Origin of the sequence: Microbacterium resistens (genome assembly GCF_021172025.1) — a bacterium.
Lineage (GTDB): Bacteria > Actinomycetota > Actinomycetes > Actinomycetales > Microbacteriaceae > Microbacterium > Microbacterium resistens.
Genome location: NZ_CP082781.1, coordinates 1113540 through 1134987, shown reverse-complemented (window position 1 = coordinate 1134987; position 21448 = coordinate 1113540). Strand labels below are relative to the sequence as shown.

At 71.9% G+C, this 21448-nt stretch carries 18 protein-coding genes and 1 tRNA gene; 11 read left to right on the top strand and 8 right to left on the bottom strand.

Annotated features, from left to right (window positions below; all coding sequences use genetic code 11):
- Positions 1-37 precede the first annotated feature (37 nt).
- Positions 38-2623 carry an aminopeptidase N gene (gene pepN, locus K8F61_RS05540; protein ID WP_067249115.1) on the bottom strand — a complete coding sequence of 862 codons (2586 nt, stop codon included), beginning with the start codon at positions 2621-2623 and terminating at the stop codon, positions 38-40.
- Between the two features lie 131 nt (positions 2624-2754).
- On the opposite strand from pepN, the gene K8F61_RS05535 reads away from it, so the two are divergent.
- The 8 genes from K8F61_RS05535 (at position 2755) to K8F61_RS05500 (ending at position 11485) form a co-directional block, all read left to right on the top strand.
- Entirely contained in the window at positions 2755-3960 is a 1206-nt protein-coding gene (locus K8F61_RS05535) for a ferrochelatase (RefSeq protein ID WP_231820973.1), read from the top strand.
- A gap of 20 nt (positions 3961-3980) precedes the next feature.
- Entirely contained in the window at positions 3981-4466 is a 486-nt protein-coding gene (locus K8F61_RS05530; protein ID WP_067249111.1) for a ribose-5-phosphate isomerase, read from the top strand.
- Positions 4466-5476 carry an Fpg/Nei family DNA glycosylase gene (locus K8F61_RS05525; RefSeq protein ID WP_231820972.1) on the top strand — a complete coding sequence of 337 codons (1011 nt, stop codon included), beginning with the start codon at positions 4466-4468 and terminating at the stop codon, positions 5474-5476. Before K8F61_RS05530 ends, K8F61_RS05525 begins: the two co-directional genes overlap by 1 nt.
- Positions 5477-5581: 105 nt before the next feature.
- Entirely contained in the window at positions 5582-7066 is a 1485-nt protein-coding gene (locus K8F61_RS05520) for an alanine/glycine:cation symporter family protein (RefSeq protein WP_231820971.1), read from the top strand.
- 33 nt (positions 7067-7099) lie between these two features.
- Positions 7100-7756, top strand: coding sequence for an FMN-binding negative transcriptional regulator (locus K8F61_RS05515; protein ID WP_174522553.1), 657 nt, complete (start codon positions 7100-7102; stop codon positions 7754-7756).
- Positions 7753-9282, top strand: a complete 1530-nt coding sequence (locus K8F61_RS05510; RefSeq protein ID WP_231820970.1) for an amidohydrolase — start codon at positions 7753-7755, stop codon at positions 9280-9282. The genes K8F61_RS05515 and K8F61_RS05510 overlap by 4 nt, the downstream gene beginning before the upstream one ends.
- A gap of 107 nt (positions 9283-9389) precedes the next feature.
- The gene (locus K8F61_RS05505) at positions 9390-10778 is read left to right on the top strand and encodes a sensor histidine kinase (RefSeq protein WP_219086372.1); all 1389 of its coding nucleotides are present in this window, start codon (positions 9390-9392) and stop codon (positions 10776-10778) included.
- Between the two features lie 38 nt (positions 10779-10816).
- Positions 10817-11485 carry a response regulator transcription factor gene (locus K8F61_RS05500; RefSeq protein ID WP_231820969.1) on the top strand — a complete coding sequence of 223 codons (669 nt, stop codon included), beginning with the start codon at positions 10817-10819 and terminating at the stop codon, positions 11483-11485.
- Positions 11486-11557: 72 nt separating this feature from the next.
- On the opposite strand, the gene K8F61_RS05495 is transcribed toward K8F61_RS05500, so the two are convergent.
- Positions 11558-12043, bottom strand: coding sequence for a Dps family protein (locus K8F61_RS05495; RefSeq protein ID WP_067243128.1), 486 nt, complete (start codon positions 12041-12043; stop codon positions 11558-11560).
- 195 nt (positions 12044-12238) lie between these two features.
- On the opposite strand from K8F61_RS05495, the gene K8F61_RS05490 reads away from it, so the two are divergent.
- From K8F61_RS05490 to K8F61_RS05480, 3 genes are all read left to right on the top strand, one after another.
- A complete protein-coding gene (locus K8F61_RS05490) occupies positions 12239-14362 on the top strand; it encodes an acyltransferase family protein (RefSeq protein WP_231820968.1) in 2124 nt (707 codons plus the stop codon).
- The gene (locus tag K8F61_RS05485; RefSeq protein WP_231820967.1) at positions 14359-14904 is read left to right on the top strand and encodes a gamma carbonic anhydrase family protein; all 546 of its coding nucleotides are present in this window, start codon (positions 14359-14361) and stop codon (positions 14902-14904) included. The genes K8F61_RS05490 and K8F61_RS05485 overlap by 4 nt, the downstream gene beginning before the upstream one ends.
- A gap of 46 nt (positions 14905-14950) precedes the next feature.
- A tRNA-Ile gene (locus K8F61_RS05480) sits at positions 14951-15024 on the top strand.
- A gap of 39 nt (positions 15025-15063) precedes the next feature.
- Here the strand turns inward: K8F61_RS05480 and K8F61_RS05475 are convergent.
- From K8F61_RS05475 to K8F61_RS05450, 6 genes are all read right to left on the bottom strand, one after another.
- Positions 15064-16035: a CorA family divalent cation transporter gene (locus K8F61_RS05475; RefSeq protein ID WP_231820966.1), complete on the bottom strand. Its 972-nt coding sequence runs from the start codon at positions 16033-16035 to the stop codon at positions 15064-15066.
- 8 nt (positions 16036-16043) lie between these two features.
- Positions 16044-16352: a hypothetical protein gene (locus K8F61_RS05470; RefSeq protein WP_067243131.1), complete on the bottom strand. Its 309-nt coding sequence runs from the start codon at positions 16350-16352 to the stop codon at positions 16044-16046.
- On the bottom strand, positions 16349-17227 hold the full coding sequence (locus K8F61_RS05465; RefSeq protein ID WP_231820965.1) for an SDR family oxidoreductase: 879 nt from the start codon (positions 17225-17227) through the stop codon (positions 16349-16351). The genes K8F61_RS05470 and K8F61_RS05465 overlap by 4 nt, the downstream gene beginning before the upstream one ends.
- Before the next feature lie 67 nt (positions 17228-17294).
- The gene (locus K8F61_RS05460) at positions 17295-18944 is read right to left on the bottom strand and encodes an alpha-amylase family protein (protein ID WP_231820964.1); all 1650 of its coding nucleotides are present in this window, start codon (positions 18942-18944) and stop codon (positions 17295-17297) included.
- Positions 18941-19897 carry a TIGR03557 family F420-dependent LLM class oxidoreductase gene (locus K8F61_RS05455; protein ID WP_231820963.1) on the bottom strand — a complete coding sequence of 319 codons (957 nt, stop codon included), beginning with the start codon at positions 19895-19897 and terminating at the stop codon, positions 18941-18943. The genes K8F61_RS05460 and K8F61_RS05455 overlap by 4 nt, the downstream gene beginning before the upstream one ends.
- Complete coding sequence (locus K8F61_RS05450; protein ID WP_231820962.1) at positions 19894-21399, bottom strand: FAD-dependent oxidoreductase; 1506 nt, start codon at positions 21397-21399, stop codon at positions 19894-19896. Before K8F61_RS05450 ends, K8F61_RS05455 begins: the two co-directional genes overlap by 4 nt.
- Positions 21400-21448: the final 49 nt, after the last annotated feature.

Genomic DNA, 21448 nt, shown 5'->3' with positions numbered 1-21448 from the left:
GGCCGGACGACGGATCGCCCGGCCCCGTCGACGGCGCTCAGCCCTGATCGGCGTCGCGGGCCTGCGCGGCGAGGGCGCGGTCGACGTCCGCGAGGTTCTCGTGGACCAGCCGGCGCAGCGCCGGCGCGGCGTCGGGGTGGGCGGCGAGCCAGGCGCGGGTCGCGCTGCGCAGCTCCTCGTCGGCGAGGGCCTTGGGGTACAGCCCGACGATCAGGTAGTTCGCGACCTGGAACGTCCGGCCCTCCCACAGCGGCAGCAGGCTGTCGAAGTACGACGCCACGAACGGACGCAGCAGCGCGGCGCCGGACGGGTGGGTGAAGCCGAGAGCGGACGAGCGCACGAGGGTGTTCGACAGGTCGTCGTTCTCGACCAGCGCGGCCCAGGCCGCCTGCTTCGCCTCGGGCGTGGGCAGCGCGGCCCGCGCCTGGGCGGCGAACTCGGCGCCCTTCGAGGTATTGTCGGCGGCCAGCGCGGCGTCGATGTCCGCGGCATCCACGGCACCGGCGGCGGCGAGCCCCGCCAGCAGCTGCCAGGACAGGTCGGTGTCGATCGTGAGCCCGTCCAGGGTCAGATCGCCGTCGCGCAGCCGGCGGACGGTGTCCGCGTGCTCGGGCGTCACCAGCGCGTTGGCGAAGGCCGCGACGAACTGCAGCTGGCTGTCGCTGCCGGGAGCGGCCGCCTGCGCGAGCTCCCACAGCCCGTCCGCCACCCGCGTCCGGGCGGCGACGCGGTTCTCCGGCGTGACGTACAGCGACGCCGCGGTCTGGAGCTGCGCCAGCGTGGTGCGGACGGTGGTGGACTCGGTCTCGCGGCCGATGTTGCCGAGCACCAGGTCGAGGTAGTCCGAGGCCGCGCTCTCCGCGTCGCGCGTCTGGTCCCAGGCGGCGCCCCAGACCAGCGACCGGGCGAGCGGGTCGCTGATGTCCGCGAGGTGCGCGATCGCCGTCTCCAGCGAGCGCTCGTCGAGGCGGATCTTCGCGTAGGCCAGGTCCTCGTCGTTCAGCAGGACGAGCGCGGGACGCTTCCGCCCCTGCAGCTCGGGGATCTCCGTCCGGTCGCCGTCGACGTCCACCTCGACGTGGTGCACGCGCACCAGCGCGCCCGCCTCGTCGAGGTCGTAGAAGCCGATGCCGAGCCGGTGCGGCCGGATGGTGGGGTAGTCGGCGGGGGCGGTCTGGGTCACGGCGAATCGGGAGATCGTGCCGTCCGCCGCCTCGGCGATCACCGGGGAGAGCGTGTTGACCCCGGCGGTCTCCAGCCACTTCTTGGACCACGTCGACAGGTCGCGTCCGCTGGTGCGCTCGAGCTCGACGAGGAGGTCGCTCAGCTCCGTGTTGCCCCAGGAGTGCTTCTGGAAGTACTCGGAGACGCCGGCGAAGAAGGCCTCGATGCCGACCCAGGCGGCGAGCTGCTTGAGGACGGAACCGCCCTTGGCGTAGGTGATGCCGTCGAAGTTCACCTGCACGTCGTCGAGGTCGTTGATCTCGGCCACGATCGGGTGCGTGGAGGGGAGCTGGTCCTGACGGTAGGCCCAGGTCTTCTCCATGGCGTTGAACGTCGTCCACGCCTCGCGCCACTCCGTGGCCTCGGCGGTGGCGATCGTCGACGCCCACTCGGCGAACGACTCGTTCAGCCACAGGTCGTTCCACCACTTCATGGTCACGAGGTCGCCGAACCACATGTGGGCGAGCTCATGGAGGATGGTGACGACGCGGCGCTCCTTCACGGCGTCGGTCACCTTGCTGCGGAACACGTAGGTCTCGGTGAACGTCACCGCCCCGGCGTTCTCCATCGCCCCGGCGTTGAACTCCGGGACGAAGAGCTGGTCGTACTTCGCGAACGGGTACGGGACGCCGAACTTCTCCTCGTAGTACGCGAAGCCCTCGCGGGTCTTGTCGAAGATGTAGTCCGCGTCGAGGTGCTCCCAGAGGCTCTTTCGTCCGTAGACGCCGAGCGGGATCACCCGGCCGGAGGCGCTGGTGAGCTCGGAGAACGTCGCCTCGTACGGGCCGGCGATGATGGCGGTGATGTACGAGGAGATCCGCGGCGTCGGCTCGAAGCCCCAGGTCGCGACCGCGGGCTTCTCGCCGGTGCCGGAGCCGGTCGAGGCGTCGTGCACGATCGGCTCCGGGGTGGGGGAGTTGGACACGACCTTCCACGCGGCCGGGGCCGTGATCGTGAACTGGAAGGTGGCCTTGAGGTCGGGCTGCTCGAAGACGGCGAAGACCCGGCGGGAGTCGGGGACCTCGAACTGGGAGTACAGGTACACCTCGCCGTCCACGGGGTCGACGAACCGGTGCAGGCCCTCGCCCGTGTTGGTGTAGAGGCAGTCCGCGTCCACGATCAGCGTGTTCTCGGCCGCGAGACCGGTGAGCCGGATCCGGGAATCGGCGAAGGCGGAGTCCACGTCGACCGGCTCGCCGTTGAGCGTGATCTCGCGGACCTCGCGGGCGATGAGGTCGATGAAGGTCGAGGCCCCGGGCGTGGCGGTGAAGCGCACGACGCTGCGGGATCCGAAGACCTCCGCGCCCTTCGTCAGATCCAGCGAGATCTCGTACGACTGCGTGTCGACGATCTCGCGGCGCTCCTGCGCCTCGATACGGGTGAGGTTCTCTCCAGGCACTACTCGGTCTCCCATGGGGTGAGGGGATCTGCCGCGGTTTCACGCTGCTGGCGGCGACGGCAACCCTGACAGCCTACGCCAGCGCACGTTCACTGCCATCCTCGGCTGAGTGAAAGGTGTGAGGTGGGAGCATGGAGGACGTGATCGATCCCGCCACGCCTCAGACAGCCGTCCCCGTCCTGCACGCCTCCGAAGCAGCCCGCTCCGGGCCCGCGCACGTGGAGGTGCCGGTCGACTACGACGCCGTCGTGCTGGCGAGCTTCGGCGGGCCGGAGGGCCAGGACGACGTGATCCCGTTCCTGCGCAACGTCACGCGCGGGCGGGGGATCCCCGACGAGCGCCTCGAGGAGGTCGCGCACCACTACCGGCACTTCGGCGGCGTGAGCCCGATCAACGCGCAGAACCGGGAGCTCAAGGCGGCCCTGGAGGCGGAGATCGCCCGACGAGGCCTCGACCTGCCCGTCTACTGGGGGAACCGGAACTGGGGTCCGTACCTGCACGAGGCCTTCACCGCCGCGGCGCAGGACGGGCACCGCACGCTCCTGGTCCTGGCGACCAGCGCCTACAGCTCCTACTCCAGCGACCGTCAGTACCGGGAGGACATCGCCATCGCGATGGACGAGTCCGGGCTCGGCGGCGTGCTCACCGCGGACAAGGTCCGCCTCTTCTTCGACCACCCCGGGTTCGTCGCCCCCTTCCAGGAGGGCGTCGAGGCGGCGGTGCGGACCCTGCTCGGCGACGGCATCGCCCCCGAGGCGATCACGGTCCTCTTCTCCACGCACAGTATCCCGGTCGACGACGCGCGTCGCTCGGGTCCCCGGGACCGTGACTGGGGCGAGGGCGGCGCGTACGAGGCGCAGCACCGTGCCGTCGCCGCGCACATCATGTCGACGCTCGCCGCGAGCGTCCCGCAGGCCGGCACCCTGCCGTGGGAGCTGGTCTTCCAGTCGCGCTCGGGCCCGCCGACCCAGCCGTGGCTGGAGCCGGACATCAACGACGTCATCGCCGAGCTCCCCGACCGGGGCGCCCGGGCCGTGGTCGTCGTGCCCCTGGGCTTCGTCAGCGATCACATGGAGGTGCTCTGGGACCTGGACACCGAGGCCATGGAGAGCGCGGCGGAGGCAGGGCTGCGGATGATCCGCACGCCCACGCCCGGCACGCACCCGGCGTTCGTCTCCGGTCTCGTGGACCTCGTCCTCGAGCGCGTCCACGGCACCCCGGCGGCCGAGCGCCCGCACCTGACCGAGCTCGGCCCGTGGTACGACGTGTCCCGGCCCGGGGACTGCGAGAACGTGCGCCTGGGCTTCCGTCCCGCCGCCGCGGGCATCGCCCCCTGACACCTCCGTAGGATTGGCCTATGCGCATCCACATCGCCACCGATCACGCCGGCCTCGAGTTCTCCACGCAGCTGCAGCACCACCTCTCCGCGGCCGGTCACGAGGTGGTCGATCACGGTCCGGTCGAGTACGACGCGCTCGACGACTACCCGGCATTCTGCATCCGCGCGGCTCAGGCCACCATCGCGGATCAGCGCGCCGGGGTCGAGGCGCTCGGCGTGGTGTTCGGCGGTTCCGGCAACGGCGAGCAGATCGCCGCGAACAAGGTCGAGGGGATCCGCGCCGCCCTCGTGTGGAGCATCGCGACCGCGGAGCTCGCGCGCGAGCACAACGACGCGAACGTGATCGCGATCGGCGCTCGCCAGCACACCTTCGAGCAGGTCGCGGAGTTCATCGACCGGTTCATCGCGACTCCCTTCTCGGGCGACGAGCGGCACGTCCGACGGATCGGCCAGATCGCGGACTTCGAGCGCGACGGCTCGCTGCTCCCGGACCCGCGCGCCTGATGCCCGAGGGTCACTCCGTCCACCGGATCGCCCGCCAGTTCGCCCGGAACTTCGTCGGCAAGCCCGTCTCCGCCTCGAGCCCGCAAGGGCGATTCGCGGAAGGGGCGGCGCTGCTGGACGGCCGGGTCGTGGAGAGCGTCCAGGCGGTGGGGAAGCAGATGTTCCTCGAGACCGAGGGGGACCTGTGGCTGCGCGTGCACCTGGGTCTCTATGGGGCGTGGGACTTCGCCGGCGACATCCTCGTGGATCCCACGATCGCCTCGGCGAACGGGCGGATGGGGCAGACGAACCAGCGGGGCACGGAGCTCGGCTCCGAGCTCGACGCTCCCATTCTCGACACCGCCGGGGAGAACTCGCTCTCGTCGATCGGCGCACCGCGGAAGACCCGGGTCCACGTGCGGATGTCGGAGCAGACCAGGGGACTGGCGGACGAGGGCGACGAGTGGCCGCCGCCCGTCGTCGGGCAGGTGCGCCTGCGCCTGCTCACCGACGTCACCTGCGCGGACCTGCGCGGGCCGACCGCCTGCGTGCTGCAGACACCGGATGAGATGCTCGCCACCGTCGCCAAGCTCGGTCCGGACCCGCTGGTCGGCGACCCTGCCGAGGGCGAAGAGCGCTTCGTCGCGGCGGTGCGGAAGAAGGGCACGCCCATCGCGCTGCTGCTCATGGACCAGGCCGTCGTCAGCGGCATCGGCAACGTCTACCGGGCCGAGATGCTCTTCCGCGCGCGGCTCAACCCCCACACGCCCGGCACGGCCGTCCCGGAGGACGTCGTGCGCGCGCTCTGGCGCGACTGGGTCCGGCTGCTCGCGATCGGCGTCGAGACCGGGCAGATGATGACGATGGACGACCTCACCCCGGAGCAGTACCGTGCGGCGATGGCGCATCGCGACGATCGGCACTGGGTGTACCACCGGGCCGGCCTGCCGTGCCGCGTCTGCGGAACGGACATCGTGCTCGAGGAGATCGGCGCGCGCAAGCTCTACTGGTGCCCCTCCTGCCAGGCGTGACGGACGTCGGCGGACACGCCGGGGACACCCCGCGCTGGTGATCTCGGCCGCGTTGCTGCATAGAGTGGACGGGTCCGCTGCACCGACGCATCCGACAGGAGCACCATGGATCTCTCCGGCCTGCAATCCGCGCTCGACTTCCTGGGCGGCCTCATCTGGGGGCCGTTCTTCCTCATCCCGCTGCTGCTCGGCACGGGGCTGTACCTCACGATCCGCCTCGGCGGGATCCAGTTCCTGCGTCTCGGATCGGCGCTGCGCCTGGGGCTGTTCACTCGGAAGGACCCCGGGTCCGACGGAGACATCTCGCAGTTCCAGGCGCTGACGACGGCGCTGGCGGCCACGGTCGGGACCGGGAACATCGTGGGCGTCGCGACGGCCATCGGGATCGGGGGACCGGGCGCCCTGTTCTGGATGTGGGTGACGGGCCTGCTCGGGATGGCGTCGAAGTACTCGGAGGCGTTCCTCGGCGTGCGGTTCCGGACGACGGACGCGGCCGGGGAGAAGTCCGGCGGCCCGCAGTACTACCTGGAGCGCGGCATCCGGGGACCCCTCGGCAGGACCCTGGCGCTCCTGTTCGCCGTCTTCGCGGTCTTCGCCTGCTTCGGCATCGGGAACATGACCCAGGGCAATTCCATCGCGACCAACCTGGAGGCGAGCTTCGCCGTGCCCACGTGGGTGACCGGCGTCGTGCTCACCGTGTTCGCCCTGCTCGTCCTCGTCGGCGGCATCAAGTCGATCGGACGCGTGACCGCGGGGTTCGTGCCGATCATGATCATCTTCTACGTGCTCGGCGCGCTGTACATCCTCATCGCGAACGTCGGCGCGCTGCCGGGAGCCTTCGCGCAGATCTTCTCGGAGGCGTTCACGGGGACGAGCGCGGTCGGCGGCTTCGCGGGATCGGCGATCATCATCGCGGTCCAGTTCGGCGTGGCGCGCGGCATCTTCTCGAACGAGTCCGGGATGGGCTCGGCGGCGATCGCGGCGGCGGCCGCGCAGACCAGCCATCCGGTGCGCCAGGGTCTGGTGTCGATGACGCAGACCTTCATCGACACGATCATCGTGGTGACGTGCACGGGGCTCGTCATCGTCGCCACGGGCACCTGGAAGGCGATCGATCCCGCCACCGGTGAGCAGATCAGCCCCGCGCTGATGACCGGCCAGGCGTTCTCCCACGGGCTCCCCGGAGAGTGGGGGCACTACATCGTCACGATCGGGCTCGTCATGTTCGCCGCGTCGACGATTCTCGGGTGGTCCTACTACGGGGAGCGCAACATCGAGCGGCTGATCGGACGACGCGCGGTGATGCCCTTCCGCATCCTGTTCTCCCTGGTCGTGTTCGTGGGGTGCACCGTCCAGCTCAACGTCGTCTGGTCCTTCTCCGACGTGATGAACGGGCTGATGGCGGTGCCGAACCTGATCGGGCTGCTCATCCTGTCGCCGCTGATCGCGCGCGAGACGAAGAAGTACCTGGACAACGATCCGAAGCTGCGCGCCTCGAAGGGGGAGATCGAGTCGTTCATGGCGGGCGACCCCGGCTACGACGACTGGAAGACGCAGGCGATCCCCGTCGTGAAGCAGGCCAAGGGCTGATCCGCTCCGCATCCGGGGGCCTAGGCTGAGGGAGTGCGTCAGAACCCCAGCTTCGCGATGACCGACCCGGCGGAGCTGCGCCGGGTGATCGACGCCCACCCGTGGGCGACCCTCGTCGGCCGGGACGCACAGGGCACGACCGCGTCCCACTACGCGGTGCTGCTCGACCCCGAGCGTGAGGACCTGACGGTGCTGGGCCACGTCGGACGCCCCGACGACCTCGTCCTCGGACTCGGGCGGGAGGAGCTGACGATCGTGTTCCAGGGACCGCACGGCTACGTGTCCCCGGGGTGGTACGGGGACACCGCGGCGGTCCCGACGTGGAACTATGTCGCGGTCCACCTCTCCGGCATCCCCGAGATCCTGTCCACGGAGGAGAACCTGCGTGTGCTCGAGCGTCTCGTCGATCGGTTCGAGGGGGCCCTTCCGCAGCCGCGCGGGATGTGGGCCCCGCCGAACGACGACGCGTTCGTGCGCCGGCTGGAGGCGGGGACGGTCGGCTTCCGGCTGACGCCCACGCGAGTGACGGCCAAACGCAAGCTCAGTCAGAACCGTCCGGACGAGGTCATCGAGAACGTGATCGCGGAGCTGTCGGGCACCGGTCCGTTCGCGAACGCGGCGCTGGCCGCCGAGATGCGACGCGCCCAGGACGCGCGCCGGGCGGCACGCGCGGCGCGGGCCGGATCGTGACGCTCGTCGGGGCGCTGCGGGCCGTCCGGGTGGCGACCGCCGAGCGGAGCCTGCTTCCCACGGACGAGCCGGTGGACATTCTGATCGCGGACGGGCGCATCGCCGATGTGGCGCCGACGGGAGCGCTCGACCTCAGCCGCCTCGCCCGCGGCAGCATCCTCGACGGTGACGGGGGCTGGGTCGTGCCCGGCCTCTGGGATCACCACGTCCACACCGTGCAGTGGGCGCTCGCGGCGCAGCGCGAGCCGCTGGGCGACGTCGGATCCGCGCGTGAGGCCGCCGATCGGATGTCCCGCGCGGCGGTGCTTCCGGACGGCCGGCGCGTGGGCAGCGGCTATCGTGCGGTGCGATGGACGGACGCTCCGGACCTGGGGCTCCTCGACGCCGCGACCGGCGACGTGCCGACGTACCTCATCAACGCCGACGTCCACAGCGTGTGGCTGAACTCCGCGGCGTTCCGTCGCGAGGGGTTCGCGCCCACGACGGACGGACTGCTCCGGGAGGCGGACGCGTTCGAGATCTCTCGTCGGCTGAACGCGGCCGAGCCCGCCCTCGCGGACGCCGCGGTGGCCGATGCGGCCCGCCGCGCCGCGTCGCGCGGCGTCGTCGGGATCGTGGACTTCGACATGGCCTGGAACGAGGATGCCTGGGCGCGGCGACTGGCCGCGGGCTTCGACGCCCACCGGGTCGCGTTCGCCGTCTACCCCGATCACCTGGACCGCGCGATCGCGGAGGGATGGACGAGCGGATCGGGGATCGAGGGTGATCCGCTCGGCCTCGTCCGACGCGGCCCGCTGAAAGTGATCTCCGACGGCTCCCTGGGCACGCGCACCGCCGCGTGCTCGGCGGGATACACGGACGACCCGCACAACCACGGGGTGCTCACCGTCGCCCCCGAAGAGCTCCGCGACATGCTGGTCCGCGCCGCCGGCGCAGGCATCGATGCCGCCGTCCACGCGATCGGGGACGTGGCGCTGTCGTCGGCGTTCGACGCGTTCGCGCTCAGCGGGGCGACGGGGACGATCGAGCACGCCCAGCTCGTGCGTCATGCCGATCTGGCGCGCTTCGCGCGCCTCGGGGTCGCGGCGAGCGTGCAGCCGCAGCACGCCGTCGACGACCGCGATGCCGCGGATGCGCTGTGGGCCGCGCAGACCGCGCTCGCCTACCCCCTCGCCTCCCTGCATCGCGCCGGCGCGTCCCTGCGGTTCGGCTCCGATGCGCCCGTGGCCCCGCTCGATCCCTGGTTGGCTGTCGCTGCGGCCGTGCACCGCACCGACGACGACCGGCCCGCCTGGCACCCCGAGGAGCGGCTGGACGTCGAGACGGCCCTCGCGGCCAGCGGCCGCGGAGGGACCGGCACGGACGGGGAGTCTCCGGCCCGGATCCGGCCCGGAGCGGACGCCGATCTCGTCCTGTGCGGTCTCGATCCGTCGTCCGCGTCGGCCGCCGAGCTGCGGAGCATGCCCGTGCAGGCGACGCTGCTGGCGGGTCGGGCGACATACCTCGACCCCGGATACGGGGGATAGCCCCACCATCCTTCGGGGCGGCCACCGCATGGCGGACGCGGATACGCCCGCGGGATCCTGGACGGAGGACGACCGCCGCGGTCGTCCGGCCGGAACCGGAGGACCCGATGACCCTGCAGGACACCACCCGACCCGCCCCGGAGGCGACGATGACCAGGCCCCTGTCCGATCCGCCGGCCGCACCCGCGGCACGTTCGCGCGGCTACGCCGCGGCGTGGATCATGGCGCCGCGCGCGGCCGTCTACCTGGCGATCCTCTCGCTGCCCTTGGCGATCCTCGCCATGGGGCTGAGCGTCAGCGTGTTCCTGCTCGGCGTCGGGACGCTGGTCCTCGTGATCGGCGTCCCGCTGATGGTGGCCTCCCTCTTCCTCTCCCGTGGCTTCGCCGCCGCGGACACCGCGCTGCAGCGGTGGGTCGGGATGCCGGCGTTCCCCGCTCCCGACTGGCGGCGCGGGCGCGGGGAGGGACGATGGGCGGGTCTGACCCAGCCGCTGCGCAACGGCCACTACTGGATGGCCCTCGTGCATGCCGTCCTCGTGCGCCCCGTCATCGCGATTCTCGCGTTCGGACTCGGGGTGTCGTGGCTCGCCATGGCGCTGGGCGGTCCGACCTACTGGTTCTGGGCCTCGTTCATCCCGGACGGCAACTCCGAGCAGGTGTGGGTCGGCTGGGCCGTGGAGCACCTCTTCGGCGGCATCGATCCCGATCCGGATCCGCACCTGTGGGCCTCGATGATGTACCTGGTGGTGGGGCTGGTGTTCCTGGTCACGCTTCCGCTCGTGCTGCGCGGTCTCGTGCGCCTGCACCACGCCGCCACCGCCGGGATGCTCGGCCGCTGGGACGCGGACGACCACGAGGCGGAGGTCGCGGAGCTGGACGCGTCCCGGGGTGCCGCGATCCAGGCCGAGGACCTGGCCCTCCGGCGGCTCGAACGGGACATCCACGACGGCCCGCAGCAGCGTCTGGTCCGGCTGCAGATGGATCTCGGCGCCATCGAGCGACGCGCCGCGGCGGGCGACGCGGAGGCGGCGCAGCGCCTCGCGCAGGAGTCGCGCGCGCATGCCCAGGCGGCGCTGGACGAGCTGCGGGCGCTCGCGGGCGGGGTCGCGCCGCCTCTGCTGCAGGACCGAGGGATCGTCGAGGCGCTGCGCGCGCTCGGGACGGCCGGCGCCCTGCCCGTCACCAGCGCGATCGACCCGCGCATCGACGGCGTGCTGACTCCCGAGACCTCGCGCAACCTCTACTTCGTCGTCGCCGAGCTGCTCACGAACGCCGCGAAGCACTCGGGGGCCGCAGGCGTGGAGCTCACCGCGACGCTGGACGGCGCGGCGGTGGAGGTCCGGGTGCGAGACGACGGACGCGGCGGGGCGCTCCCGCGTCCCGGGCACGGCCTGGAGGGGCTGCGTCAGCGCGTCCAGGGGCTCCGCGGCGACATGGAGATCGACAGCCCGACCGGCGGCCCCACCGAGATCCGGGTCCGGGTCCCGGCCGCGTGACGCCAGGATACGGACCCGCGGGTCCGTATCCTGGAGCGGTGACGATCCCCGGCCCTCCCCGCGTGATCCTGTTCGAGGACTCGGTGCTGCTCCGCGAGGGGCTGGTCCGCCTGTTCGAGGAAGCGGGGTTCGAGACCGTGGGCGCGTACGGCGACGTCGACGACGTCGTCGCACGGACCCGGGAGGCGGGCGCGGATGTCGCGGTGCTGGATGTCCGCATGCCGCCGACGTTCCGCGACGAGGGCATCCGCGCCGCCCTGTCCCTGCGCGCGGAGGCTCCGGGGATCGCGATCCTCGTGCTGAGCCAGTACGTCGAGGGGGTGTATGCGCGCGAGCTCCTCGGCTCCGGAACCGGCGGGGTCGGCTACCTGCTCAAGGACAGGGTGGCCTCGCTGGAGGAGCTCTCGGAGGCGGTTCTCCGGGTCCGGGCGGGAGGCACCGTGCTGGATCCCCATGTCGTGCAGCAGCTCGTATCGCGCGGCCCGGATCCGGTGAGCCTGCTCACGCCGCGGGAACGCGACGTGCTGGAGGAGATGGCGGCGGGTCGCAGCAACGCGTCGATCGCCGACCGCCTCGTGATCGGCGTCGGCGCGGTGGAGAAGAACATCAGCGCGATCTTCGGCAAGCTCGGGCTGGAGGACTCGGGGACCGACCACCGACGCGTCCTCGCGGTCCTCACTTATCTGCAGCACGGCGCCCGCGCCTGAGCGCTTCTCGCGCGCGCAGACGACGAGACCCCGCACCGGGAGCGGCGCGGGGTCTCGTCGGGTGAGCCGTGGTCAGGCGGCGACGTGGGAGACGAGGAACCAGCGGTCCTTCTCCAGGCCGCGCTGGATCTCGATGGCCACGTCCTGGCTGGTGAGGTCGATCTCGTCGAGCCCCTCCACGGCCGCGCGCACGTCGGCGAGGATCGCGTCGATGTCCGCGATCACGTCGCGCACGAGCTCGTCCGAGCTCGTGAAGCCCGCGGGGACCTTCGTGGCGGCGGCCTTCTCCGCGACCGTGGCGACGCGCGCGTCGATCGGCAGACCGAGAGCCACGATGCGCTCCGCCGCGGTGTCGGCGAAGTCGCCGGCGTGGGCGACGATGGTGTCGAGGAGCTCGTGCACACCGACGAAGTTGGCGCCGCGGACGTGCCAGTGCGCCTGCTTGCCGTTGATGGTCAGCGCCTGGAGGCCCAGCACGACCGGGGTCAGGAACTGCGCGGCGGCGGCGGCGACGGTCGGGTCGCTCGCGGTGGTGGTGATGGTCTCTGCCTTGCTCATTCTGATCGTCCTCCGTAGATCGTTTCCGGCTTCGTCAGGGACAACGCTACTCGTCTCAGAATGTTCCGCAAGCAAGCTGAGGCATGGCTAAGACGCAGATCAGAGGCAAGTTCGGGAAGGCTCGCCTCACTCCTTTCCCGCGGTGTGAGCGCGCGCCGGACCGGGGCGTCCAGGGATCCGCGCTACCGTCGTCTGGTGGCCTCTGCTGGTGAATCCTCCCGCGTCGACCTCCGACGATCCCGTCCTCGTCCTTCCGCGGACGCCCCGACCGCTTCGTCATCCGCCTCCCGGTTCCTGCCGCACGTCCAGGGGCTGCGCGCGATCGCCGTCCTGTTCGTGGTGCTCTATCACTTCTGGCCCGCGCGGCTGAGCGGCGGCTACGTCGGCGTCGACGTGTTCTTCGTCATCTCCGGGTTCCTCATCACCTCGCACCTCGCCCGCGAGCTGACCTCGACGGGGACGGTCCGGCTCGGCCGGTTCTGGGCACGGCGGGCTCGCCGGCTCCTGCCGGCATCGCTGCTCGTCCTGCTGTTCTGCGCGATCGTCGTGTCGACGCCCTACCTCATGCCCACCGCGGCGCTTCCGGGCGAGATCAAGGAGATCGTCGCCTCCACCTTCTACGTCGAGAACTGGTTCCTCGCCTTCGACTCCGCCGACTATCTGGCGCACTCCGGCGACCCGACGACCGTGCAGCACTACTGGTCGCTCTCGTTGGAGGAGCAGTTCTACGTGCTCTGGCCGCTCATCATGCTCCTTGCCGCATGGGTCGCGGTGAAGTGGTTCCGGGGTGCGCGGCTGCGGGCCGCCGCCATCGCGATCGGGGTCGTGTCGGTCGCGTCGTTCGTCTTCTGCGTGGTCTTCACGATCACGAACCCGGCGCCGGCATACTTCGTCACGTTCGGCCGGATGTGGCAGTTCGGCGTGGGAGCGGTCATCGCGCTGGTGCCGATGCTGCGCGTGCGCGGTGCGGCGCTGAGCTTCGTGCTCGGCTGGGCCGGCATCGTCGCCCTCCTGTACAGCGCGTTCCGCTTCGATGCGCAGACGCCCTTCCCCGGATACGCCGCGGCCCTGCCCACCCTCGGCGCGGCGGCGGTGATCGCGGCCTCGAACACGGACCGCTGGTGGTATCCGACGCGGGTGCTGTCGCTGCGCCCCATGACGTTCACGGGCGACATCTCCTACAGCCTGTACCTGTGGCACTGGCCGCTCATCATCATCGCCCCCTCGGTCCCGTTCTGGGGGCTGACGATCTACCACCGGGTCGCGCTGCTGGTGATCTGCTTCGTGCTGGCGTGGCTCACCAAGCGCTTCGTGGAGGACCCCGTGCGCTCCTGGAAGCCGCTGACGTCTCGCCCGCCGCGGCTGACACTGTGGGCGTCGCTCGCGGCCATGGTGGTCGTCGCCGGGTCCGCGGGCATCGGCTGGGTGGTGAACGCCCCCGCCTACGACCGGGGCGTGCAGGCGATCAAGGAGCTGCGCGAGAACCCGCCGGAGTGCTTCGGCGCCGCCGTGGTCCTGGACGAGGCGTGCGCGGGCACGGTGAGTGACACGATCCTCCCCGCGCCCGGGTTCGCTCGGGTGGACCGACCGTCCAACGCCGACGGCTGCTTCGTCCAGCTCAACGACTCCCGGCCCGTCGTGTGCGAGTACGGCTCGGACGATCCCGAGGCCCCGCAGGTGGCGCTCATCGGCGACAGCCACGCCTTCCAGGTTCTCAGCACGTTCCAGGACATCGCCGAGCGCGAGGGCTGGCACCTGGTGACGTACTTCAAGGGCGCATGCCCGTGGAACAGCACGCCGCTCGCGGCGGGCGGCGCGTTCGGCCAGGCGTGCGACGACTGGCGCGCCGGGGTGGCCGCGGACCTGGAGAAGCGGGACTTCGACGTGGCGTTCACCGCCGCGCTCTCGACCACCTCGTTCGATGCCCGGGGCTTCGACTCGGGCCACGACGCCGCTGTCGCCGGCTACAAGGACGTGTGGGGCCAGATGATCGCGCGGGGCACGCCGGTGGTGACCGTCGTGGACAACCCCGTGTGGGAGACCGACCCCAACAAGTGCCTGCGCACGCGCGACGCGGCCTCGTGCGACGGCGCGCGCTCGGAGTTGCTGACCGCCGACGACCCGCTGCGCGACGCGGCAGCGCAGACGGAGGGCGTCACCCTGCTGGACTTCACCCCGGTGTTCTGCGACGACGAGATCTGCCGCACCGTCGTGGGCGGGGCCAACGTCTATCGCGACCAGGACCACCTGACCGCCACGTTCGTGGACACCCTGGCCCCGCAGTACACGGCCGCCCTCAAGGAGGCGATGGCGCGATGAGCGGACGGGGGAGCATCCTGTCCCTGCCTGGCCGTTCTCCGCGCATCGATCCGACGGCCTTCCTGGCCGAAGGGTCCCGGATCGTGGGGGAGGTCGTCCTCGGCGAGGGCGCGAGCGTCTGGTACAACGCCGTGCTCCGCGCGGATTCCGACACCATCACGGTCGGTGCCGGCAGCAACGTCCAGGACAACGTGTCCGTTCACGTCGACGCGGGCCATCCGGTGCGGATCGGAGTGGACGTCTCGATCGGGCACAACGCCGTGGTCCACGGCTGCACCATCGGTGACGGGTCCCTCGTGGGAATGGGCGCCGTGGTGCTGTCCGAAGCGGTCATCGGCGAGGAGTGCCTGATCGCCGGCGGAGCGGTGGTGCTCGGCGGAACCGTGGTGCCGGACGGTTCGCTCGTCGCGGGCGTCCCGGCGAAGGTGCGCCGAGCGCTCAGCGCCGAGGAACGGGCGCGCCTGCGCGAGAACGCCCACGCGTACCGTCGGCACACCACGGCCCACGCCGCCGCGGTCGACGTCCCCGCCGAGACCCGCTGACGAGCACGAACAGCGCGTCGTCACGCCCCGCTAGGCTGGAGTCTCCGGGGCAGTGGCCAAGCTGGTCAAGGCAGTGGGCTCATAACCCAACGATCGCGGGTTCGAGTCCCGCCTGCCCCACGAGCCGTCCGGCGGGCGTAGGGGGCAGCCGTTGCCGGGCTATTCCTCGTCCTCCGCGGCACGGCCCCTCCGCCCCTTGCCGAGCCAGCCCCGCCGGAGGAAGAGCACGACCGCGACGACATCGACCACGACGATGGACAGTCCGATCACGAGCCAGCCGAACTGCCATTGCACCAGAGGCAGGTTCTTGAAGTTCATCCCGTAGATGCCGGCGACGACCGTCGGGATCGCCAGGAGCGCGGCGAAGGAGGAGATCGTCCGCATGTCCTGGTTCTGCCGCGTCGAGACGTTGCTCTCGTGACTGGAGACGACGGCGTCGAGGGCGACGTGCTCTGCGGCGGCGAGCCGGGCCACTCCCTCGACATCGTTCACGAGGCGGCGAAAGTAGGGGCGCAGCGCCGTCTCCCCGACGGTGGCGGCCTCGATCTCCGCCCGCCCGTCGCGCACTGCCTCCGCGAGCCCCGAGGCGGCCCGGTCGATCGTCCCGATCCGCTGCCGCAGACGGTAGATCCGCCGGTAGTCCTCGTGCACGCGGCTATCGAAGACCTCGGCCTCCACCCTTTCGAGCTCCCGCTCGATGTCCGCGCCGATCTGGACGAAGTCGGTCACCACGGCGTTGAGCACCCGGTACACCGCGGAGACGGGGGAGCGCACCGGGAGCGCGTCGGCGGCGGTGAGGAGGGCCCCGATGTCGCGCAGGTGCTCCGTCGGCCCCTGCTGGACGATGAGGAGCCGCTCGTCGTCGAAGACGAACCGCAGCTCGGCATCGGAGGCCTGACGCCCGTCCCGTGGGTCGATGTCCCACACGGTCAGGTACCGGACCTCTCCGAAGCGCTCGAGCTTCGGGTGTCGGCGGCGCTGGGTGAGGTCGGCCGTGATCAGCGGGTGCAGGTCCCAGCCCTGCGTGGCCCGGGCGAGCTCGGCGGGGGTGGGGTTCGGAAGCAGGGTCCAGAACGTCCCCGCTGCGGCGGGGCGCGAGCCCGCGTGCCCGGTTGCGGTCGAGGATCTCATCGTGGCCCTCATCCGGTCGCCGGCGGGAGGTGGGGGATCGGGACCGGGCGGGTCGACCCGGGCAGCGGGTCCACGTCGCCGAGGGACTCCAGTGCCGAGAGCAGCTCGTCCAGGTCGTGGAAGCGGCGCCGCGACGGACACGGCGAGCGCAGCCAGATGACGTTCAGTGCGCCGAAGCCGTCCCGGTCGACGTAGGCGACGAGGTGCGCGGGATCATGCTCGCCCCGGGTGTCGTCGCAGATGCGCCACCCCGTCTCGCCGAGCGGTCGCAGCCGCCAGCGGGGTCTCGGTCCGGGACGTTCCCCCGAGACGTTCACAGCGGCTTCCCTCCGGTGACGGGCAGGATGGCGCCCGAGACGTACGACGCGTCGTCGGAGGCGAGGAAGACGTAGGCGCCGGCGAGCTCGGCCGGCTGTCCGGCGCGCCCCAGGGGCGTGTCGCTGCCGAACTCGGCCACCTTGTCCTCGTCCCATCCTGTGCCGGGGATGAGCGGCGTCCAGATCGGACCGGGGGCCACCGCGTTCACGCGGATGCCGCGGGGCCCGGCCTCCTCCGCCAGCGCCTTCACGAACGCGACCTGCGCGGCCTTGGTCATGGCGTAGTCGATGAGGCCCGGGGACGGCTGGAACGCCTGGATCGAGGCGGTGACGATGAGGGACGCCCCCGATTCGAGCAGCGGCAGCGCCGTGCGGGCCGAGAAGAGCAGTCCCTCCAGGTTCGTCTGGAAGACCCGGCGCATGTCCTCGGTGTCCAATTGCGCCAGCCCCTCCACATCGTGCTGGTATCCGGCATTGAGCACGACGACGTCGAGACGCCCGAAGCTGCGCCGCGCCTCCTTCACGCTCTCCTCCGCGAAGGCCTCATCGCGCACGTCACCGGCCAGGCTGAGACCGGTGCGACCGGCGTCGCGGATCAATCCGAGCGTGTCGTCCGCGTCCTCCTGCTCCTCGGGCATGTGCACGATCGCGACATCGGCGCCCTCGCGGGCGAAGGCGATCGCGACCGCCCGTCCGATGCCCGAGTCCCCGCCGGTGATGAAGGTCTTGCGGTCCGCGAGCCGTCCGTGGCCGCGGTAGGACTCCTCGCCATGATCCGGTCGGGGACGCATCCGCGACGTCTGCCCCGGCTGCTCCTGGCTCTGCGGGGCGAACTGGTCGTCGTGGAGGGTGCGGGGGTCGGCGGCACGGTTCACGGTGTCTCCTCTCGATGGCCTCGTCCGAGACTGCCGTGCGCACGACGGCATCACGAGGGGGTTGACATCATCCCTGCCCCCGGTCGCCCAGGAACCAGCGGAAGCCGTAGGCGTCGAGGTCGATGGTCATCGTCCGCTCCTCGGCGTCGGCGGCAGGAGCACCGGTGCCCAGGATGTCGCGCAGCGGGCCGTGCGGGGGCAGGGAGCGCAGGTCCACACGGACACTGCAGGCGGACTCGGACAGATTGTGCACGGCGAGGAAGACGCGGTCGTCCTCGATCTGTGCGTGGCTGAAGACGGCGGGGTCGTCCGCCGGCAGCACCTCCGTCCGCCCCCACGCGATCTCGGGCGTCGCCCGATACCGCGCGATGAGCCGGCGGACGAAGGCGAGCAGGGAGCCGGGATCGTTCTGCTGCTCCTGGACCGAGACATGACGCGGGGCGTAGCCGTCGTCCGGGAGGCGGCGGACCAGGCGCGAGCGCCGGGCCGTGGAGAAGCCTGCGGCCGGCTCCGCCGTCCACTGCATCGGCGTGCGGACGGCGAGGCGGTCGGGCGTCCGGGGGATCTCTCCCATCCCGATCTCCTCGCCGTAGAGCAGCACCGGTGCGCCGGGCGCGGAGAAGAGCAGGCTGTAGGCGAGACGGAGGCGTCGCGGGTCGCCGTCGAGCAGGGGAGCGAGCCGGCGGGTGATCCCGCGGTCGTAGACGCGCTGGCGCTCGTCCGGCGCGAACGCCGCGAACACGTCCTCCCGCTCGTCGGGCTCTCGGAGCTCGACCGTCAGCTCGTCGTGGTTGCGCAGGAACATCGCCCATCCCTGGCTCGCGTCCACGAGCGGACGGCTCCCGAGGATCGCGCGCAGCGGCTCCGCCTCGCGGCGGGCCAGGGCGAGGAACGTGGCGGTCATCGTGTCGAAGTCGAACTGCAGGTCCAGCTCCGTCCCGCGGGTGCCGAAGTACTCCACCTGGTCGGCGTGGCTGAGTCCCACCTCGCCGAGGAGCACGGCGTCCCCGCGCCGCCGTCCGATGAACCGTCGCAGCTCACGGAGGAAGGCGTGCGGATCCGCGTGGTCGGCGGCGCCGGGCGGTCCGATGAGGAAGGGCACGGCGTCGAGGCGGAAGCCGTCGACGCCCAGTTCCAGCCAGTAGCCGACGATGCGCGCGAACTCGGCCCGCACCGCGGGGTGGGCGAGGTTCAGATCGGGCTGAAACCGGTGGAACGAGTGGTGGTAGTACTGCCCGGCCTTCTCGTCGAACGTCCAGACGTCGTCCTCCTCGCCGGGGAACACGGGATGACGCCCCGCTCGCGGAGGATCGTCGGACCAGACGTAGTAGTCGCGGAACGGGCTGTCCGGCGAGCGACGGGCCGAGCGGAACCAGGGGTGCCGGTCCGAGGTGTGGTTGAGGACGAGATCCATGATCACGCGGATGCCGCGGTCGTGCGCGATGCGCAGGAACTCCACGACGTCGCCCGCCGTGCCCAGGCGCGGGTCGACTCCGTAGTGGTCGCTGATGTCGTAGCCGTCATCGCGGTTCGGGGAGGGGTGGAACGGCAGGAGCCAGACGCAGGTCACCCCGAGCTCCACGAGGTGCTCGATCCGACTGGACAGGCCGGGGAAGTCCCCGATGCCGTCGCCGTTCGAGTCCTGGAACGTCTCGACGTCGAGGCAGTAGACGACGGCCGTACGCCACCAGAGGTCGCTCACGTCCGCGGGCTTCATGCGGCGCTCCGCAGCGCGGGGAGCAGGTCGCTTCCCGCGCGGTCGATGAAGGCCAGCTGGTCCCTGGCCACCTGGTGGAGCTGGACTTCGTCGAACCCGCGGGCGAGGTCGAGGATCCTCTCCGCCAGTCGTCCGGCGTCGGTGTCGATGACGACGGCGGAGCGGAGGGCGTCGTCGTCCGGGGCGGGATGGGCGTCGAACTCCTCCGGCAGCGCGAGGTCCCACACGCGATCGGCGGAGACGGCGCTGTGACGCCACTGGTCCCTGGCGGCCGCCAGCGCCAGCGACTCGCTCTCGGCGAGGCAGACGTGGACCTGGAGGACTGCGCGTCCTCGTCCCCCCGCATCGCGGAACGCCGCCAGCACCCGCTCGGGCGGATCGGGCTGGGGCGCGACCGTGATCAGCCCGTCGGCCCAGCCGGCGGCCCGGGCGGCGGTCGCCGGAGAGACCGCCGCGGCGAGCAGCGGCGGAGGGGAGGGCGGCAGGCTCCACACCCGGGCACGGTCGATGCGCGGAGGATCGAGCGCGGTGACGACCTGCCCGCGGAGGAGCTCTCGGATGGAGCGGGCAGTGGCCTCCCAGGCGCGGTCGCGGTCGGGCTTCGCGGGCCAGGGGAGGGCGGTCACGTGCTCGTTGACCGCCTCGCCGCTGCCCAACGCCGCCCAGAACCGCCCGGGGAACATCAGCTCCACCGTCGCGACCGCCTGGGCGATCACCGCGGGGTGGTACCGGTAGCCCGGCGCGGTCACGACGCCCAGAGGCAGGGAGGTGGCCTGAAGGACGGCCCCGAGCCATGCCCAGGCGAATCCGGACTCGCCCTGCCGTGCGCCCCACGGGGCGAGGTGGTCCGAGCACATCGCGGCATCGAACCCGGCACGTTCCGCCGCGATCACGCAGTCCCGGAGCAGGTCCGGGCCGAACTGCTCGTGCGACGCGTGATACCCGACGATCACGGCCGCTCCTCGTCGACGCGGGGAAGATCCCGGACGGCGGGCCCTTCGAGGACGGTCCCGTCCGGCGCGAACCGCGAGCCGTGGAGCGGACAGTCCCAGCTGCGCTCCACGTCGTTCCACGTGACGATGCCCCCGAGATGCGTGCACACCGCCGACACCGCACAGCGCCCCTCCTGGGTGCGGGTCTCGGCCACGGGAGGGCCGAGACCCCGTCGCACCACCCGTGCACGCACGACGGAGTCCGGCGCGGGGCGACGGGTCGGCAGCACCCGGCCGCGCAGGGCGTTGACCGCGGTCGCCGCAGCGGCGCCCACGAGCGTGGGCGCGCTCCGCAGGCCGATCCGCGGCCGTTCGAACACCTCGGACCAGGGCGGCGAGCCGCCGTCGACGCGGGCGGCCACGGCGAGCGCGGCGGCGACGGCGTTGGTCATTCCCCACTTCGCGTAGCCGGTGGCCAGAAGGATCCGCTCGCCCGTCCGCGGACGGCCGCCGGCGAAGGGGAGCATCGTCGGAAGGGCGTAGTCCTGCGCGCCCCACCACCGCACGCGTTGCGCGACGCCGAAGCGCTCCTGCGTCCACGCGTCGAGCGCGGCCAGACGCGCGCCGGTGTCAGACACCCGCCCGGGGACGAACGGCTCTCCGCCGACGAGGAGCAGCCTCTCGCCGGATCCGTCGACCGCCGTGCGCAACGACCGGCGCGGATGGTCGACGGAGAGATGCATCCCGCGGGGCAGGGCGTCCGGATCCCGCACCCGGTAGGCGGCGACGAACTCCCGGGACGGCGACAGGAGCATCGTGAAGGACCCGTCCTCCACCGCGGGGAAGCCCGTCGCGACGACGAGACGGGACGCACGGGTCCTTCCTCCGGTCGTGGTCACGTCGACCCCGCCGGGCAGCGGATCGGCGCCGGTGACGCGGGCGCCCATGCTGAACCCGACGCCGGCACGGAACGCCCGCTCCGACAGGATCCGCAGGACCTCCCGCGGATCGAGAGCGGCCTGGTCGCCCAGCCGCAGGACGCCGAGCACCGGGAAGGGAAGCCCTGTGTCGCCGCCGGAGAGCAGCGGGACGCCGGCGATCCTGCTCGCCTCCCGTTCGCGCGACAGTGCCCGCAGCCCCTCGGGAGAGGTCGCGAACGTCACGGCGGTCTCGCCGTGCAGGGCGCCGGGATCCTCGCGCATCTCGCGGCGGAGCCAATCCGCGCCGACGCGGTTCGCGGCCGCGTATGCGCCCAGGGCCGAGCGTCCGGCGCGGCGGTGCACCTCGCCGTACCTCCCGCCCTGCAGCAGGCTCAGCTTGCCGGTGGTTCCTCCGGTCGTGCCCGCGCCGATCCGTCGCGCCTCCACGACGTGCACGCGGTGCCCGCGGCGAGCCAGTTCCAGGGCGCAGGTGAGACCGGTCAGCCCGGCGCCCGCCACCAGGACCTCGACGGCCTGGGGGAGGGGCGTCGTCGGCACCTCCACGGGGCGCTCCCGCCACAGCGACTCCGCACGGATCGGCATGGGACCCTCCTCTCGGGCGCGTCGCGGTCCTCTGCGCCCGCCTCGCACC